16 protein-coding genes are annotated in these 18,067 nt (G+C 43.7%); 9 read left to right on the forward strand and 7 right to left on the reverse strand.

What is annotated here, in order from left to right:
• Positions 1-33 precede the first annotated feature (33 nt).
• Both OCV52_RS10765 and OCV52_RS10770 read left to right on the forward strand, forming a co-directional pair.
• Complete coding sequence (locus tag OCV52_RS10765; protein WP_137408068.1) at positions 34-1,359, forward strand: Na+/H+ antiporter family protein; 1,326 nt, start codon at positions 34-36, stop codon at positions 1,357-1,359.
• A gap of 155 nt (positions 1,360-1,514) precedes the next feature.
• Complete coding sequence (locus OCV52_RS10770) at positions 1,515-2,846, forward strand: IS4 family transposase (protein ID WP_137409199.1); 1,332 nt, start codon at positions 1,515-1,517, stop codon at positions 2,844-2,846.
• Positions 2,847-2,984: 138 nt separating this feature from the next.
• Here the strand turns inward: OCV52_RS10770 and OCV52_RS10775 are convergent, their stop codons facing one another.
• Both OCV52_RS10775 and OCV52_RS10780 read right to left on the reverse strand, forming a co-directional pair.
• Positions 2,985-3,614: a DsbA family protein gene (locus tag OCV52_RS10775; RefSeq protein WP_137409132.1), complete on the reverse strand. Its 630-nt coding sequence runs from the start codon at positions 3,612-3,614 to the stop codon at positions 2,985-2,987.
• 96 nt (positions 3,615-3,710) lie between these two features.
• On the reverse strand, positions 3,711-4,049 hold the full coding sequence (locus OCV52_RS10780) for a Grx4 family monothiol glutaredoxin (RefSeq protein ID WP_004741702.1): 339 nt from the start codon (positions 4,047-4,049) through the stop codon (positions 3,711-3,713).
• A 269-nt stretch (positions 4,050-4,318) separates the two neighbouring features.
• Between OCV52_RS10780 and sodB the strand changes: the two genes are divergently transcribed.
• The 3 genes from sodB to OCV52_RS10795 all read left to right on the forward strand — a co-directional run bounded on the left by sodB (position 4,319) and on the right by OCV52_RS10795 (position 6,592).
• Positions 4,319-4,903, forward strand: coding sequence for a superoxide dismutase [Fe] (gene sodB / locus OCV52_RS10785; RefSeq protein WP_004734050.1), 585 nt, complete (start codon positions 4,319-4,321; stop codon positions 4,901-4,903).
• A 233-nt stretch (positions 4,904-5,136) separates the two neighbouring features.
• Positions 5,137-5,640, forward strand: coding sequence for a VC2046/SO_2500 family protein (locus OCV52_RS10790; RefSeq protein WP_261900843.1), 504 nt, complete (start codon positions 5,137-5,139; stop codon positions 5,638-5,640).
• A gap of 268 nt (positions 5,641-5,908) precedes the next feature.
• Positions 5,909-6,592, forward strand: coding sequence for an SDR family oxidoreductase (locus OCV52_RS10795; RefSeq protein ID WP_137409134.1), 684 nt, complete (start codon positions 5,909-5,911; stop codon positions 6,590-6,592).
• Between the two features lie 158 nt (positions 6,593-6,750).
• On the opposite strand, the gene adhE is transcribed toward OCV52_RS10795, so the two are convergent.
• Positions 6,751-9,456 carry a bifunctional acetaldehyde-CoA/alcohol dehydrogenase gene (gene adhE, locus OCV52_RS10800; protein ID WP_137409135.1) on the reverse strand — a complete coding sequence of 902 codons (2,706 nt, stop codon included), beginning with the start codon at positions 9,454-9,456 and terminating at the stop codon, positions 6,751-6,753.
• Between the two features lie 639 nt (positions 9,457-10,095).
• On the opposite strand from adhE, the gene OCV52_RS10805 reads away from it, so the two are divergent.
• Both OCV52_RS10805 and OCV52_RS10810 read left to right on the forward strand, forming a co-directional pair.
• Complete coding sequence (locus OCV52_RS10805) at positions 10,096-10,734, forward strand: YchE family NAAT transporter (RefSeq protein WP_008223294.1); 639 nt, start codon at positions 10,096-10,098, stop codon at positions 10,732-10,734.
• A gap of 148 nt (positions 10,735-10,882) precedes the next feature.
• The gene (locus OCV52_RS10810; protein WP_137409136.1) at positions 10,883-11,725 is read left to right on the forward strand and encodes an ion transporter; all 843 of its coding nucleotides are present in this window, start codon (positions 10,883-10,885) and stop codon (positions 11,723-11,725) included.
• A 477-nt stretch (positions 11,726-12,202) separates the two neighbouring features.
• On the opposite strand, the gene OCV52_RS10815 is transcribed toward OCV52_RS10810, so the two are convergent.
• From OCV52_RS10815 to asd, 4 genes are all read right to left on the reverse strand, one after another.
• Positions 12,203-12,724 (reverse strand): transposase, encoded by a 522-nt coding sequence (locus OCV52_RS10815; protein WP_261900844.1) that lies wholly within the window; start codon positions 12,722-12,724, stop codon positions 12,203-12,205.
• Positions 12,714-13,010, reverse strand: a complete 297-nt coding sequence (locus OCV52_RS10820) for an IS110 family transposase (protein ID WP_261900845.1) — start codon at positions 13,008-13,010, stop codon at positions 12,714-12,716. The genes OCV52_RS10815 and OCV52_RS10820 overlap by 11 nt, the downstream gene beginning before the upstream one ends.
• A 78-nt stretch (positions 13,011-13,088) precedes the next feature.
• Positions 13,089-13,229: a hypothetical protein gene (locus tag OCV52_RS10825; protein WP_261900846.1), complete on the reverse strand. Its 141-nt coding sequence runs from the start codon at positions 13,227-13,229 to the stop codon at positions 13,089-13,091.
• A gap of 264 nt (positions 13,230-13,493) precedes the next feature.
• The gene (asd, locus tag OCV52_RS10830; RefSeq protein ID WP_008223285.1) at positions 13,494-14,612 is read right to left on the reverse strand and encodes an aspartate-semialdehyde dehydrogenase; all 1,119 of its coding nucleotides are present in this window, start codon (positions 14,610-14,612) and stop codon (positions 13,494-13,496) included.
• Between the two features lie 499 nt (positions 14,613-15,111).
• Here asd and nhaC point away from each other — a divergent pair, with 499 nt between their 5' ends.
• Both nhaC and OCV52_RS10840 read left to right on the forward strand, forming a co-directional pair.
• Complete coding sequence (nhaC, locus tag OCV52_RS10835) at positions 15,112-16,548, forward strand: Na+/H+ antiporter NhaC (RefSeq protein WP_004740678.1); 1,437 nt, start codon at positions 15,112-15,114, stop codon at positions 16,546-16,548.
• A gap of 169 nt (positions 16,549-16,717) precedes the next feature.
• Positions 16,718-18,049, forward strand: a complete 1,332-nt coding sequence (locus OCV52_RS10840) for an IS4 family transposase (RefSeq protein WP_137409199.1) — start codon at positions 16,718-16,720, stop codon at positions 18,047-18,049.
• Positions 18,050-18,067 lie beyond the last annotated feature (18 nt).

Raw genomic sequence — 18,067 nt, forward strand, 5'->3', positions numbered from 1 at the left:
CTTTAATAAAGAACACAACATCCCGAGAATAATATGAATCCTGTTGTAATTTCAGTTTGCATCATGCTTGTTTTAGCTTTGATGCGCGTAAACGTAGTCGTTGCTCTGACGTTCAGTGCAATTATCGGTGGCGTAGCCTCTGGTATGAGCTTGAACGACGCAGTCGCGGCTTTCGAAAGTGGATTAGGCGGCGGTGCAACGATTGCACTTAGCTATGCCATGCTTGGTACATTCGCTGTTGCTATCTCACGTTCTGGTATCACAGACTTACTTGCTCAAAGTGTTATTAAACGCATTCACGGCAAAGAGAACAGTGCGGCATCGACTGGTCTTAAATACGGCATCCTTGCGTCTTTGATCTTAGTGACCATGTCTTCGCAAAACGTGATTCCAGTACATATCGCCTTCATCCCAATTTTAATCCCACCTCTATTGGGCGTATTCGCAAAAATGAATCTAGACCGTCGTCTGGTTGCGTGTGTGCTTACTTTTGGTCTGATTACGCCATACATGGTATTGCCGATCGGTTTTGGTGGCATCTTCCTAAACAACATCCTGCTTAAGAACCTTCACGACAACGGTCTTGAAAGCGTCGTTGCGAGCCAAGTTCCAACGGCTATGTTGCTACCAGCTGCGGGTATGATCTTCGGTCTTCTGACGGCAGTGTTCTTCACTTACCGTAAGCCTCGCCAATACAAAGAAACCTCTCACACGGTCGTTTCAACTGAAGCAAAACAGATCAACAAGAAGCACATCCTAGTAGCGGCAGCTGGTATTGTTGCAGCACTAACGGTTCAGCTATCGACGGGTTCAATGATCATCGGTGCACTTGCTGGCTTCATGGTATTCACTTTCGGTGGTGTAATCGCTTGGAAAGAGACACAAGACGTCTTCACCAAGGGCGTACACATGATGGCAATGATCGGTTTCATCATGATTGCAGCGGCAGGTTTCGCGGCAGTTATGAAGCAAACAGGTGGCGTTGAATCTTTGGTTGAAGCACTTTCAACAAGCATCGGCGACAATAAGCCTCTAGCTGCACTACTTATGCTAGTGGTTGGTCTACTGGTAACCATGGGTATCGGTTCTTCGTTCTCTACGATCCCAATCCTTGCAACTATCTACGTTCCACTAGCGGCAGCATTTGGTTTCTCCCCTATGGCAACCATCGCTCTAGTAGGTACAGCGGCAGCACTTGGTGATGCAGGCTCTCCGGCTTCTGACTCAACGTTAGGTCCAACGTCTGGTCTTAATGCTGATGGCCAACACGAGCACGTATGGGAAACCGTTGTACCGACATTCCTACACTACAACATCCCACTGATCGTATTCGGTTGGATTGCAGCTATGGTTTTGTAGCTTATAACTAGGTTCTATAGTCAGAATCAATGTCCAAAACTTAAAAAGACCGCCTAGAGCGTAATACCGATCAGTTAAGAAATTTGTGAGATCATTTGACCGATCCTCAAAAGGCTTCAGAATCCGATATTAGGAAACTAATATCGGATTTTTTTATGTCTTTAGAAAGCCAACTTGCCAATACTTTTCAGTCGTGTAATACCTTCCACCACTTTGAAAAATACTCTGAAATTCTTAGTCCAGAGCTTATCCAGCAAGGTTTTGAGCAAGCTGGCGTCGCAACCGTTAGAAGAAGACGGTTACCTTTGGAGGCCGTACTTTGGTCCGTTGTTGGAATGAGTCTCTTTCGTCAACAATCTGTTTGGGATATTGCTAACCAACTCGATATTGTCCTGCCAGACAGACAACGCTTTGTTGCCCCAAGTGCTGTTGTTCAAGCGAGACAGAGATTAGGCGAAGAAGGCGTTAAACAAGTCTTTAAGAAGATGGCTACGCATGGCTATCACTCGTCTAATTTCGAAACTTGGTGTGGACTAAACCTTCTATCCGTCGATGGTGTCGTTTGGAGAACGACAGATACACCTGAAAATCATCAAGAGTTTAAAGCACAGAGCAATCAATCATCGGAGAATATTTACCCTAAGGTACGTATGGTTTGCTTGATGGAGCTTACAAGTCATCAACTAATCGATAGTACATTCTCTGACTATCGCACCAGCGAAATGCGCCTTGCAGAAGAACTCATCGAACAAACCCCCGATCATTCGCTGACTATTTTTGACAAAGGATACTACTCTCTAGGGCTACTTAATCGCTGGAATAAGGTAGGCAAAGAAAGGCATTGGATGCTTCCTGTGAGAAAAGACTTCCAGTATGAAGTCGTTCATAAATACAGTCAGAGTGACGCTATCGTTGATATAAAAACGACACCTCAGGCAAGAAAGAAGTTCAGTGATCTCCCTGAGACAATAGAAGCAAGGTTAGTGTCGAAAATCATCAAAGGGAAGACATATCAGGTACTTACATCAATGCGTGATGGGTTACGCTTTCCTGGTGAAGACATCGTAGAGCTTTATCGCTATCGTTGGGAAATCGAATTAGGCTATCGGGAAATGAAGCAAACCTTGCTTGATAGTGAGTATACATTACGAAGTAAGCGCCCAGATATGGTCAAGCAGGAGCTCTGGGGGATTTTGCTCGCCTATAACCTTATAAGACAAGTTATGACAAAGGCTGCGATTAAATTAGATAGCGTCTGGCCAAATCAATTAAGCTTTACGAGTAGTGCTATGGCTGTGACTCAATACTTCGCGGCTTTACCTTTAACGAGTCCTGGAAAACTTCCTAAACATTATGAAGTCTTACTCAAGCAAATATCCATGTTTACCCTGCCACCTCGAAGAGAAGATAGAAGTTACCCTCGTTGGGTGAAACTGAAACCCCAAAAATATGCAACGAACAGGAAAAATGCCAGTCAGCTTAACTGACTGGCATTACGCCTAGAGCGGTCTTTTTTGTATCCGGCGTTTCTCCCACCAAGTTACACGGAAGAACCGCATACCTATGACAAAAAAGGCTTACTCTTATGAGCAAGCCTTTGAAGTAGTACGATTCAGTATCGCCAATTAAACGGTAGGAGCGCTCTTTACTAGAACTTCTCGAATCGACTTCAGTGTCGTTTCTGATGAGTGGTAATCCAGCTCGACTTCAGTGAAGATACCGTCAACTTCAAGCATTAGGGTTGGGTAAGAATTCACACCCATCGCATGTTTGAAGCTCAGCTGATCTTCTAGTTCACCCTCTAGTAACTTACCAGCAAGGTCATTCTCGAATTGCTGAACATTCATGCCTAGCTCTTCAGCCAATTGCTTATGAGTCTCTTCACTGTGCGGCAGCATCGCACGCAAGTAGTATGCGTGTTGAATCGCTTCAAGCATCTGCTCGTAGTGATCTTGGAAACCTGCAGCAATAACAGCGCGACACGCAGGGTAAGTGCTGCGAACAGGTTTACACTCAGTCCAAAATTCATGATTGAACTCAGTACCTAACTTAGCTTCGATCTGCTTCCAAATAGCTTGCAGCTTACTTTTCATCTCTTCTGACATTGGCTCGTCAGAGTCCGGAGCCAAACCACCGACTACGTAGTTAAACTCAATACTCGCAGGCAATTGTTGTTTTAGTAACTCCAGTGTCGGCTTATATCCCCAACACCAGCTGCACATTGGATCATGTACATAATGCAGTTTTACATCCATTGTTCGTTCCTTATCGAGTCAATTCTTCTCTCAGTTCCAACAAAAAAGGAGCCTTATTAAGGCCCCTAGTTTACTGTTCAGCATAAAGGCTAGAACTTACTCTGCGTCATCGCCAGCAACTTTAGCAGCCGCTTCTTTGATGATTGGCTGAAGTTCACCTTTTTGGAACATCTCAAGAATGATGTCGCAACCACCGATTAGCTCACCTTCAACCCAAAGTTGTGGGAAAGTTGGCCATTGTGCGTAAGCTGGTAGCTCTGCACGGATATCAGGGTTTTGTAGAATATCTACGTAAGCAAATTTTTCGCCACATGCCATTAGAGCTTGAGACGCTTGAGAAGAGAAACCACAGCTAGGTAGCTTAGGAGAACCTTTCATGTACAGTAGAATAGTGTTTTCTTCAATTTGCTGTTTGATTTTATCGATAGTTTCCATTGCTTCCTCGTTAATGGATTACGGCTTTTATTGCCTTTATTCTACCCCAAACCAAAAGAATAAAAACCATATAAAAAAAGAGGTTAACAAGCTAAACTAATAATTCACATAAAAGTGATGAAATATGCTTTTAATAAAGTAAAAACTTGCTAAACTAGAAACCAAGTCAGCAAATTGACCATGGTTGGCAGCATAGCGAGCCATGAATAATAATATCACTGGAAGCAATCGAAAGAGTTAACTCTTTCATATCAATGGAGAATTGAGCAATGGCATTTGAACTACCAGCTCTTCCTTACGCGAAAGACGCACTAGAACCACACATCTCAGCAGAAACGCTAGATTTCCACCATGGTAAGCACCACAACACTTACGTTGTTAAGCTAAACGGTCTTATCCCAGGTACTGAGTTTGAAGGCAAAACACTAGAAGAGATCGTTAAGACTTCTACTGGTGGTGTTTTCAATAACGCTGCTCAAATCTGGAACCACACGTTCTACTGGCACTGTCTTGCTCCAAAAGCAGGCGGCGAACCAACTGGCGCTGTTGCAGAAGCTATCAACGCTGCATTCGGTTCTTTCGAAGAATTCAAAGCAAAATTCACTGATTCAGCAATCAACAACTTCGGTTCTTCTTGGACTTGGTTAGTTAAGAAAGCTGACGGTTCTCTAGACATCGTTAACACTTCTAACGCTGCGACTCCTCTAACAGAAGAAGGTGTTACTCCACTTCTAACTGTTGACCTATGGGAGCACGCTTACTACATCGATTTCCGCAATGTTCGTCCTGACTACATGGCTGCATTCTGGAACCTAGTAAACTGGTCTTTCGTAGAAGAGAACCTAGCTAAGTAATCTATTATTCAAGCTGCGCTATTTATAGCGAGTTAACTATTAAAAGCTCATGCCTCGGCGTGAGCTTTTTTGTATCTACGATCTGCTACATAGTAAACAACGAACATAACGATCAATAACCTAGCCCTTTTAACTACCCTTTCCCAGCCTAAATTAAATCTCTATTCGCTTGTAATTAAAGACTAAAGTTTGCTGCCTTCATGCCGTTAAAGGTGTATCAAATGAGAGGCGTCATGCAAATACATACCTTAGATAAAGCAGGAATCATCAACGAACTGAAGTTCGGCATCGGAATCAGCCAAGCGGTTGAGCAAGGTCGCCGTGCGGATTTCGCGTTGCTGTTATCCATGTTCTCTAATGATGTTCGAGACTGTACGCCTATCGATACTATTGAAGTCACAGAGACAACGGAAAATCGCCTCCGTAAACAGTTTGGCATCGCCGAACCTCAGCAACTGCGTTCAAATCAATCGTCTTACGAGATATCAGCACAACAGTCTAATCACTTTCACCAATCAAGCTTGGTGAGTGCTAAGCTCTGTCACTATCTAAAACCAGAAGCACTGGCATTTATGCCAGAAGACACTGGTGACTTACCTGAAGAAGTTTACCAAAACCTATCTGGTCACGATCGTCGTAAGCTAGCAAACAAAAACCAGCCTGACTTACCATCAGCAACGCTGTACAACGAGCTATCTTCCGCTCAACGTAAGTATCAGATCCAGGCTCAGGTATAGCTTCAGTCTCACTTTATTTCTGCATCTCTATCTGCTTTATTCAATTCACGCCATTCGAATGATTCACGAGAGTGATATGAACCACCAGCATTAGGCACTCTCAAATTAACAAATGTCGATTACTGCTTGAAGTTACTACAAAATGTGACATGCCACTAAGTTCATAAAAACTTATTAATTCACCTAACTTAGTTTGAACCAATTCACACCCATTGTATAAAATTTAACCCATCCTTATCCTACATGGATGATTTGTTTAGGTACTGGGATGGAAATAAAAAGCTCAATCATATTGGTAACAGCTGCCGGTTCGCGACTAGGAGGGACGATTGCGAACCACTTTGTGAACCTTGGAGCCACCGTCATCCTTTGCGATAACGATACTGAAGCGCTTCAGGCTACTTATTTACAATGTGCTCGGTTCTCTGATTCTGTTTACCACTACCCGCTCGAAAGCCATGACAGCCAAGCGATTCTTAGCGTATTTGATTTTATCCAAACCACTTTCAACACCCCCCCCGATGTACTGGTCAATAACTGGATAAGTTCACCGATGCCGAGCCTAATTGGTGATCAGCCCGTCAGCAGCTTTATTAATGATCTTTCCTCTATGGCATCGACCCTTTTTGCTTTTGGCCAAATCAGCGCTGAGAGGCTACGAGAAGAAAACAAAGAAGGGGTTATCGTGAATGTCATATCGCACGATGACTTTCACGATGTATCCGGACTAGAAAGCGCCAATTCCATGATCACCGGTTTTACCCACAGCTGGGCCAAAGAACTCACCCCATTTAAGATCCGTGTGGGCGGTGTCGTTCCTGCGATTCACAACGCCGATGGTAAGTTCAACCGTTGTCACTGGGCACAACTGCAAGACGAACTCACCCGAACCGCTGAATACATTATCTCTAATGATTACTTCAGTGGACGAGTTGTAGCAGCAGAGGTTTAGACTCCCCCATTCCTACTCGGATAAAGTCGCAACTCTAAGGGAAATTCACTAATCAACAGCATAAAAAAAGCCCCAGTCTTGCGACTGGGGCTTTTAACTTTTCCCGATAGATAAGTATCGTGCTAGCGAAAACTTATCTCAAAACTAATGCTTACTTATTATGCGTTAGCTTTTTCTTTTTTAGCTTTTGGTGCTTTAGATTCAGCTGGTTTTTGGTCAGCTTTCTTAAGGATAACTGTAGTACCTTCGAAAGTTTCGCCTTCAACGTATGCTTCGCCGTAGTAAGAAGTTGTTAGTACTTCTTTAAGCTCAGTGATAAGTGGGTAACGTGGGTTAGCACCTGTACACTGGTCATCGAACGCTTCAACAGCTAGCTCGTCTAGTTTAGCAACGAAGTCAGACTCGTTAACACCCGCAGCTTGGATAGATAGTGGGATGTTTAGGTCTTTCTTAAGCTCTTCTAACCAAGTCAGTAGACGTTCAATCTTCTGAGCAGTACGGTCACCAGCTTGGCTTAGGCCTAGGTGGTCAGCAACTTCAGCGTAACGACGACGTGCTTGTGGACGGTCGTACTGAGAGAATGCTGTCTGCTTAGTTGGGTTATCGTTCGCGTTGTAACGTACAACGTTTGAGATAAGTAGTGCGTTAGCAAGACCGTGTGGTAGGTGGAACTCAGCACCAATTTTGTGAGCCATTGAGTGACACACACCTAGGAATGCGTTCGCAAATGCTACACCAGCGATAGTTGCTGCATTGTGTACTTTCTCACGAGCGATTGGGTCAGCCGCACCATTTTTGTAGCTTGATGGTAGGTATTCTTTAAGCATCTTAAGAGCTTGAAGAGCTTGACCATCAGAGTATTCGTTAGCAAGAACAGATACATAAGCTTCAAGAGCGTGAGTTACTGCATCGTAACCACCGAATGCTGTTAGAGACTTAGGCATGTTCATTACTAGGTTAGCATCAACGATAGCCATGTTTGGCGTGATTTCGTAGTCAGCTAGTGGGTACTTAGCACCAGTCTTGTCGTCAGTAACAACCGCGAATGGAGTAACTTCTGAACCCGTACCTGAAGTTGTAGTGATACATACAAGCTCAGCTTTCTGACCCATTTTAGGGAACTTGTAGATACGTTTACGGATATCCATAAAGCGCATTGCTAGTTCTTCGAAGTGAGTTTCTGGGTGCTCGTACATAACCCACATGATCTTCGCAGCATCCATTGGTGAACCACCACCTAGAGCTAGGATTACGTCAGGTTGGAAGCTCTTCATTGCTTCAGCGCCTTTCTCAACAACAGATAGTGTTGGATCCGCTTCTACGTCGAAGAAAGTTTGAACTTCGATGCCTTGTGCTTTAAGCAGGCTAACTACGTCATCAGCGTAACCGTTGTTGAATAGGAAACGGTCAGTTACTAGGAATGCGCGTTTCTTACCTTCTAGGTCGCTCATTGCGATTGGAAGGCTACCACGACGGAAGTAGATAGACTTAGGTAGTTTGTGCCACAACATGTTTTCAGCTCGCTTCGCTACAGTTTTCTTGTTGATAAGGTGCTTAGGACCTACGTTCTCAGAGATAGAGTTACCACCCCATGAACCACAACCTAGAGTTAGAGAAGGTGCAACGTTGAAGTTGTACAGGTCACCGATACCACCGTGAGTAGTAGGGATGTTGATCAGGATACGAGCAGTCTTCATCTTGTCACCGAAGTAACGGATGCGCTCTGCGTTAGTATCTTGGTTAGTGTAAAGACCAGATGTATGACCGATACCACCGATTTCAACCATAGTTACCGCTTGAGCAACAGCGTCTTCGAAGTCATCTGCGCGGAATAGACCTAGAGTTGGAGATAGTTTCTCGTGAGCGAATTCGTCATCGTAAGAAACTTTACCAAGACCTTCACCTACAAGTACTTTTGTATCAGCAGGAACTTTAACACCAGCCATTTCAGCGATTGCTGGAGCAGGTTGACCTACGATTTTAGCGTTTAGGTTGCCGTCGATAAGAAGTACTTTACGTACTTTATCTGCGTCAGCTTTAGACAGAACGTGAGCTTTGTGAGAAGCGAAACGCTCTTTAACTTCTTCGTATACATCGCTAACAACGATTGCAGCTTGCTCAGAAGCACATACAACGCCGTTATCGAATGTCTTAGACATTAGGATAGATGCTACAGCACGTTTGATGTCAGCTGTTTCATCGATAACTACAGGAACGTTACCAGCACCAACACCGATAGCAGGCTTACCAGAAGAGTATGCTGCTTTAACCATGCCTGGACCACCAGTAGCAAGGATAAGTGCGATACCGTCGTGCTTCATAAGCGCGTTAGAAAGCTCTACAGATGGTTGGTCGATCCAACCGATGATGTCTTTTGGAGCACCCGCTGCAACCGCTGCGTCTAGTACAAGTTTCGCTGCGTCGTTAGTTGAGTTCTTTGCACGTGGGTGTGGCGAGAAAATGATGCCGTTACGTGTTTTAAGAGAGATTAGAGATTTGAAGATTGCTGTAGAAGTTGGGTTCGTTGTTGGAACGATACCACAGATGATACCTACAGGCTCAGCGATAGTCATTGTGCCTAGGTTGTCATCTTCTTCTAAGATGCCACATGTTTTTTCGTCTTTGTATTTGTTGTAGATAAATTCAGATGCAAAGTGGTTTTTGATAACCTTATCTTCAACAATACCCATTCCAGATTCAGCTACTGCTTGTTGTGCAAGTGGAATACGAGCGTGGTTAGCAGCAAGAGAAGCTGCGCGGAAGATTGCGTCTACTTTCTCTTGAGAGAATGTTGCAAACTCTTCTTGTGCTGCTTTGACGCGAGCTACTAGAGCATCAAGTTCCGCTAAGTTAGTTACAGGCATGGTGGATCTCCTAAAATAATAAATATTTAAAACTTTTTATTAAACTCGCTGCTTGCCGTTAACCTTAAACACCAGCGTTCTTAGTAAATCGCTTTCAGGGCTGAGTATATTATTTCACTGTGTGAAAAAAATTGACCCAGATCAGTTACCAAAAAGGAATTAACCAGAAAGTAGTAAGGCAATCGAAAAAATGAACTTAAGAGCATGATTTATATAGATTAACATCACACTTTTCGCTCGCGCAAAAACAAGCAAACAGACAAACTTTTTCTACATAGCGTCATAAACTGTAAAAAAGTTTCATTTTTAGTCAGCTCACTTACATGTATACGGCCAAAACTGTGCTACTGAGAGTATATCCATACCGTTGCAACCAGCTAGAAACTGTCATAATTTTTATTAAAAGCGCGCGTGAGGCAACATTTAATTCAAATCACGTTACAACACGAAACACGAGAAAACACTTTATAACAACAGCATTACACATCTCACACTCAATTAGTTTTTCTAAAAAATAGCCCCCTCTTCACGTTAGTTTTTTTCATTCGCTCTGATTGAATTTGTCCCTTACATTACGCACTCTGATAAAGGTCAGATCAAACCCACTATCCTACTTTACGTTACTTGGAGATCGCTCCCATGCAAGGTTTAGAACTCGCAATCTTTATGCAATTCTTCCTTGGGCTTGTTGCAGCCGTTAACCCAATCGGCATCATGCCTGTTTTCGTTTCTCTTACTGCTCATATGCCGCCAGAAGAGAGAAACAGGACTGCCTTACAAGCTAATATTGCCGTTGCTGTTATCTTGATCGTGTCGCTAGTTGCAGGTCAGTTGCTACTCGATATGTTTAGCATTTCACTAGACTCGTTTCGCGTAGCGGGTGGTTTACTGTTATTGAGCATCGCATTTTCGATGATGAGCGGTAAGCTGGGTGAAGATAAACAGAACAAGCAGGAAAAGTCTGAGTACATCAGTAAAGAACAAATCGGTGTTGTGCCTTTAGCGATGCCTTTAATGGCGGGTCCGGGTGCAATCAGTTCTACTATTGTTTACGGTTCTCGTTATCCTGCGGCAATTGATACCATTGGAATTGGTATCAGCATTATTGCGTTCGCAACTTGCTCTTGGCTTCTGTTCCGTTCAGCGCCTGTTATCGTGCGCTTTTTAGGTCAAACTGGGATTAACGTTATCACCCGTATCATGGGCTTGATTCTTGGTGCGCTTGGCATCGAGTTCATTGCGAACGGCTTGCGTAACCTATTCCCAGGATTAGCATAGCGGCTAACAGCATATAGTCGCTTAACTGCGGCTATTTAATGTGGAACACATCTGAGGCGAGTAAAGCAATTTGGCTTTCACTCGCCTCGTTATTATGAAGCTTGTATAATGACGGTTAACGCATTTAATAGAAGACGAACCTCTCCTTATGTCACGCAAGCCACTCAAGCATCATTTGTACGTTATCATTTTTGGTACCCATACACCTGCCGGACGTGCGTTTGATATATCACTGATCATTGCAATCTTGGCTTCGTTGCTGGTTCTTATTCTTGAGTCTATTCCAAATGTGATGACAGAGTGGTCTCAAGAACTTCGTTACATCGAGTACACTTTCACCGCCCTATTCACTATCGAATATCTATTAAGGCTCTATTGTTCTCCAAAACCGAAATCTTACGCCACCAGCTTTTATGGGATTGTTGATCTGTTAGCGATTCTACCTACTTACCTAGCGATCTTCTTCCCAGGAGCTTCGTTTATGGGCGTTGTGAGATTGCTGCGTGTCATGCGTATCTTCCGAATTCTCAAGTTGGTTCGCTATCTACAAGATTCAAATATCCTGTTGCGTTCGCTATTGATGGCAAGACGAAAGGTTCTGATCTTCTTTAGTACAGTCGGCATCTTAGTCGTTATCTTTGGCGCTTTGATATTTGTGATTGAAGGGCCAGAAAACGGATTCACCAGTATTCCCCACAGTATCTACTGGGCAATCGTCACCATCACCACCGTTGGCTACGGGGATATGGTGCCGCAAACAGCGATTGGTAAGGCTATCGCATCTCTCACAATGTTACTGGGTTACTCTATCCTTGCGGTACCGACCGGGATAATTACCGCCGAGCTAAGTAGTGAAATGAACTCTCACAAGGAGTTAGTCAAATGTCCGAACTGCAACCGTTCAGGACACGACCCTGACGCCATCTACTGTAAGCACTGTGCCAGTGAACTAGCTGACCCTGACAAACGTGTCGTATCCGACAAGGAATAAAGCAGATGCGGGATTCGAATGGCGAGATGCGAAGGGATTTAAGAGCAGTTTCGAGAACCGGATAATGAAATATTAAGGGACTAGAAAGGGTGGCGTTTACCGTCACCTTTTTTGTTGTTGATTCACTGAGTAAAAGCTAGATTCCCGACTACGCTCCTCCGTCGCTATCGGGAATGACACAATTTAAGTTAGGAGAAAAACATCATCCTCAAGAGTGAGGAACGTATATGGACTCCCCTAGTATTGCAAGGAAACGAGTAAAGGTATGCAAGTGCACGTATATTCGGTTTCTTTATGGGGAGCTACCCCGAACCTCTATGGCTTAATCCACTCAGCAAAAGTTCTTATCGAGCGTGTGGTGTATTATCACCTTCGTCCCTCTCAGAGTTTCTTTTGCTTGCTATGCTTACTCTTTACCATAATTTACTTGCTTACATGGGGGGATTGATGTCTCCCTTAAACTTATAAAATCAACTGTTAAGCGATTAACGTCTCATTATAAGATTGATTGCTTTTCAGCATGGCACAAGCCATTCTGATCGTTTTGTTCGCAAGGGCGACAACCACTTGGTTAAACGACTTTCTTTCTAATAAGTTTCGTATCCAGCAACTTAAGCGATCTTCTTTATCTCGGATATTCGCTACCACCGCTCTTGCTCCATGAACGACAAGAGAGCGTAAGATTTTATCACCTGATTTACTTATTCCGTGGTTTTTGTTCTTACCACCACTGCCAGTATGAGCCGGAACTAAACCTAAGCTCGCACTAGCTCCTCGACCATTTCTATAGGCCGAAGCGTCACCCAGACGGGAAAAAATGGCACTTGCAATCACCCAACGTACACCTCGTAAAGTGATTAATAACTGGCAAGCGGGTATTTGCTTTGCAAAGTCTATAAGTTGCGATTCAACTCTCTCGATAGGCTCATCAAGATTTAGTAGCTGAGCATGTAATTCTCGGAGAACGAATCGAGTTGTCGGTGTTAATTCATTCTCCATATCTTCGATAACGAAAAGGGAGTAGTTCTCGCAGTTTATTGGCTCCTTGTGGGAAGGTAATGCCACATTCCGCTGCATAGCCACGGATACGTAGACTTACTGCCGTGCGTTGTTTTATATAGCTTTGTCTTAAACTCAGCAGCATTGCGATATCTTGCTGCTCCGGTGTTTTTACAGGTACAGCATGAATATCGGAGCGTAAGGAAGCTTCGTAAATCGCGATAGCATCATTAGCATCGTTCTTATTACCACTGCGATACGGCTTCACTTTTTGGGGAGGTATCATTTTGACGGTATGACCACGGCTTTGAAACGTTCGTCCCCAATAATGAGATGCTGCACAGGCCTATATGCAAATGGTTGCTCAAGGGTGTTGGCTGATGACCGTTAGCATTTTCTTTTTAGACATAGCTTGGTTCAACTTACGCTTGCCATGGCGGTTAAATACCGCGACTTGAAAGACGGATTTGGCTAAATCAATCGAGATTGTGTTAAATTTATTCATGGTATGGGCTCCTGTTTTTGGTTCGCACCTGTAACTTTAGCTGACGCTGTCAGTTGAGGTGGGGAGTCCATACCATTGAACGAGTTGGGGATCTCTTCCTTGTCCCATTCCAACGAGAAGATTTAAGTGAAGTCGCGAGTGAAATTAATCCACCTTACGCGATCAAAAAAGCCGATGTATTAACACCGGCTTTTGTCTCTAACGAAGCTAAGCATTCACAAACAGTGGCGCCTGCTTTCACTTTTGAATAGAAAGAGCGTTCGATTACGCTTTTTCAGCAAGAATAATACGTAGAGTACGACGTAGTGGTTCTGCAGCACCCCAAAGTAGTTGGTCACCAACTGTGAATGCATTTAGGAAGTCGTTACCCATAGACATCTTACGTAGACGACCTACTGGTACAGACATAGTGCCTGTTACTTTAGCTGGAGTCAGCTCTTGCGCCGTAATGTCACGGTCGTTAGGAATCACTTTAACCCAATCGTTGTGAGTTGCGATGATCTCTTCAATCTCATCCATTGGAACGTCTTGCTTAAGCTTGATCGTTAGTGCTTGAGCGTGACAACGCATTGCGCCGATACGTACACAAGTACCATCGATAGGGATAGGCTGACCATCTAGGCCAAGAATCTTGTTCGCTTCAACGCCCGCTTTCCACTCTTCTTTACTTTGACCGTTTTCACGCTTCACATCGATCCAAGGAATCAATGAACCCGCTAGCGGAGCACCAAACTGATCTGTTGGGAATGACGATGAACGAATGGTATCAGCAACTTTCTTATCAATATCAAGAATCGAACTTGCAGGGTTTGCTAACTCAGAACTCACGCTATCGTTAATCACACCCATTTGCGAGATAAGCTCACGCATGTTCTTAGCACCCGCGCCAGAAGCCGCTTGGTAAGTCATGGCACTCATCCATTCAACCATGCCCTTCTCGTATAGGCCGCCCAGTGCCATAAGCATTAAGCTCACCGTACAGTTACCACCAACAAAAGTATTAGTACCGCTATGAATGCCTTGCTGGATTTGAGCCAAGTTAACAGGATCAAGAGTGATGATTGAATCAGCATCCATACGTAGAGTTGAAGCGGCATCAATCCAGTAACCTTTCCAACCCGCTTGACGTAGCGCTGGGTAAACTTTTGATGTGTAATCGCCACCTTGACAAGTAATAACCGCATCAAGCTGCTTTAAGCTATCAATATCAAAAGCGTCTTGAAGTAGACCCGCATCTTTACCACCTAGAACAGGGGCAGGAATACCAATCTGAGATGTACTGTAATAAACAGGCTCAATCAGGTCGAAGTCTTTCTCTTCAACCATACGTTGCATCAGTACAGAACCCACCATACCGCGCCAACCAACTAGACCTACTCTCATCTCTCACTCTCCATGTATAAATTAAAAATTGCTCTCCCCCATCTATAAGTTTTTCAGAAACAGAACTCAAGCGCTTTTTGTCAAAAAGTGTAACTTTTTCGTTTCTTTTAAGTGAACGCGATGAATCGCAAAGTTATCTCAATACAGAGATTCGGCCTTCACTCTATTGATAGAAATACCAACCCCGCTAAATTCAGCCATTTATGGCGTTAAACCTAACAATCAAACCCCGATCACAAACAGTAATTACCACTATTAAATCATGGTTAATGGGCATTTTATTTTACAAAACGGAAACAACGTGCGACAGATTTAAACATGTAACAATCATGAATTTAACAAAAACTTAGATTATGAAACCACAACAGGTCCGATATGCAGTCAAATATCACAACTTAAGCGTATTTTTTCGATATAATAATCTAATTACTGTAGTGTCCATTTCGTACCCCACAATATAATGAAGCACTATAAATGCTCGAAATCACAAGAGGCTTTTATGAAGCAGAGTAAAACTCGCCTACCGAACCTGATGCAGGTATTCATCGCGTTAGGACTATTTCTATCCCTTGCTTTTTCCTTTACAGCAAAGCTTGACCTTCCAATCCAACTTGCCTTGTACATTGGTTGGTTCATTATCATGGTGCTTGGTCTTCGTCTTGGACACCAATACAAAGACTTAGAAAAAGCAGCACTCAAAGGAATATCTAACGGTTTAGGCGCAGTTTTAATACTTTTAGCCGTTGGCGCTCTTGTTGGTACTTGGATCTCTGGCGGGATCGTACCGACCATCATTTACTATGGTCTAAAAGCTATCCACCCTTCTATCTTCCTTTTGGCGACCATGATCATCTGTTCTCTAACAGCGTTGGCTACTGGTACTTCTTGGGGTGCTGCTGGTACAGCGGGTATTGCGATGATGGGTATTGGCCAAGGCCTAGGTGTTCCAGCGCCAATTACGGCAGGTGCAGTACTGTCAGGTTGTTACTTCGGTGACAAAATGTCTCCACTTTCAGATTCAGTAATTTTGGCTTCTTCTATGTCTAACGTAGAAGTAGTTGAACACATCAAAGGCATGCTGCCTGTAGCATTAATCAGCTACGTTATTACTGGCATCATGTTTACCGCGTTTGGCTTCCACTACGCCGGTAACGTTGACATGAGCCAAGTAGAATCTGTTATCAAAGCGATGGAAGTTCAGTTCTACATCACGCCATACTCATTTGTTCCAGTACTGATCGTATTAGGTCTGCTTGCTTTCCGTATGCCTTCATTCCCGGTAATCAGCTTTGGTTCTCTGCTAGGTATTATTTGGGCAGTTATGATTCAAGAGATCGACTTCCTAACAGCATTCAACACAGCATGGGCACCATTCTCTATCTCCTCTGGCGTGGACTTCATTGACTCAATCCTAAACCGCGGTGGCATGTCTTCAATGCTTGGTTCAGTTGCGGTTATCGTGTTCGGCCTTGGTTTTGGTGGCTTACTTGATAAAGTGGGCGTGCTAGAGACAATTGCGAAGGTATTCGAACGCCGCGTAAACAGCGCAGGTTCGCTAGCAACAAGCACAATCGGTACGGCTTTCATGGGTAACGTATTTGGCTCTGCAATGTACGTATCACTGATCCTGACACCAAAAATCTGTGCTAAGAACTACGACCGTCTAGGTTACAAGCGTAAGAACTTATCTCGTAACGCTGAGTTCGGCGGTACGTTGACATCAGGTATGGTGCCTTGGAGTGACAACGGTATCTACATGGCGAGTATCCTAGGCGTTGCAACGCTGTCGTACGCACCATTCATGTGGCTAAGCTTCATCTGTATCATCGTGACTATCGTAACGTCTTACATGGGTTGGTTCGTTGATAAATGTGAACCGACAGCACCAGCTGTTGAAGCGGAAGAAGCGGCAGAGCTGACTAAGCAACAAGCCTAGTCTCCATCACTCTAAGCCTGAGAGCGTAAGTACAAAACCTTAATGGCATAGATAAAAAAAGAGCGCCCTAGAGCGTAATACCGATCAGTTAAGAAATTTGTGAGATCATTTGACCGATCCTCAAAAGGCTTCAGAATCCGATATTAGGAAACTAATATCGGATTTTTTTATGTCTTTAGAAAGCCAACTTGCCAATACTTTTCAGTCGTGTAATACCTTCCACCACTTTGAAAAATACTCTGAAATTCTTAGTCCAGAGCTTATCCAGCAAGGTTTTGAGCAAGCTGGCGTCGCAACCGTTAGAAGAAGACGGTTACCTTTGGAGGCCGTACTTTGGTCCGTTGTTGGAATGAGTCTCTTTCGTCAACAATCTGTTTGGGATATTGCTAACCAACTCGATATTGTCCTGCCAGACAGACAACGCTTTGTTGCCCCAAGTGCTGTTGTTCAAGCGAGACAGAGATTAGGCGAAGAAGGCGTTAAACAAGTCTTTAAGAAGATGGCTACGCATGGCTATCACTCGTCTAATTTCGAAACTTGGTGTGGACTAAACCTTCTATCCGTCGATGGTGTCGTTTGGAGAACGACAGATACACCTGAAAATCATCAAGAGTTTAAAGCACAGAGCAATCAATCATCGGAGAATATTTACCCTAAGGTACGTATGGTTTGCTTGATGGAGCTTACAAGTCATCAACTAATCGATAGTACATTCTCTGACTATCGCACCAGCGAAATGCGCCTTGCAGAAGAACTCATCGAACAAACCCCCGATCATTCGCTGACTATTTTTGACAAAGGATACTACTCTCTAGGGCTACTTAATCGCTGGAATAAGGTAGGCAAAGAAAGGCATTGGATGCTTCCTGTGAGAAAAGACTTCCAGTATGAAGTCGTTCATAAATACAGTCAGAGTGACGCTATCGTTGATATAAAAACGACACCTCAGGCAAGAAAGAAGTTCAGTGATCTCCCTGAGACAATAGAAGCAAGGTTAGTGTCGAAAATCATCAAAGGGAAGACATATCAGGTACTTACATCAATGCGTGATGGGTTACGCTTTCCTGGTGAAGACATCGTAGAGCTTTATCGCTATCGTTGGGAAATCGAATTAGGCTATCGGGAAATGAAGCAAACCTTGCTTGATAGTGAGTATACATTACGAAGTAAGCGCCCAGATATGGTCAAGCAGGAGCTCTGGGGGATTTTGCTCGCCTATAACCTTATAAGACAAGTTATGACAAAGGCTGCGATTAAATTAGATAGCGTCTGGCCAAATCAATTAAGCTTTACGAGTAGTGCTATGGCTGTGACTCAATACTTCGCGGCTTTACCTTTAACGAGTCCTGGAAAACTTCCTAAACATTATGAAGTCTTACTCAAGCAAATATCCATGTTTACCCTGCCACCTCGAAGAGAAGATAGAAGTTACCCTCGTTGGGTGAAACTGAAACCCCAAAAATATGCAACGAACAGGAAAAATGCCAGTCAGCTTAACTGACTGGCATTACGCCCTAGA

It is taken from the genome of Vibrio chagasii (genome assembly GCF_024347355.1).
GTDB classification, from domain to species: Bacteria; Pseudomonadota; Gammaproteobacteria; order Enterobacterales; family Vibrionaceae; genus Vibrio; species Vibrio chagasii.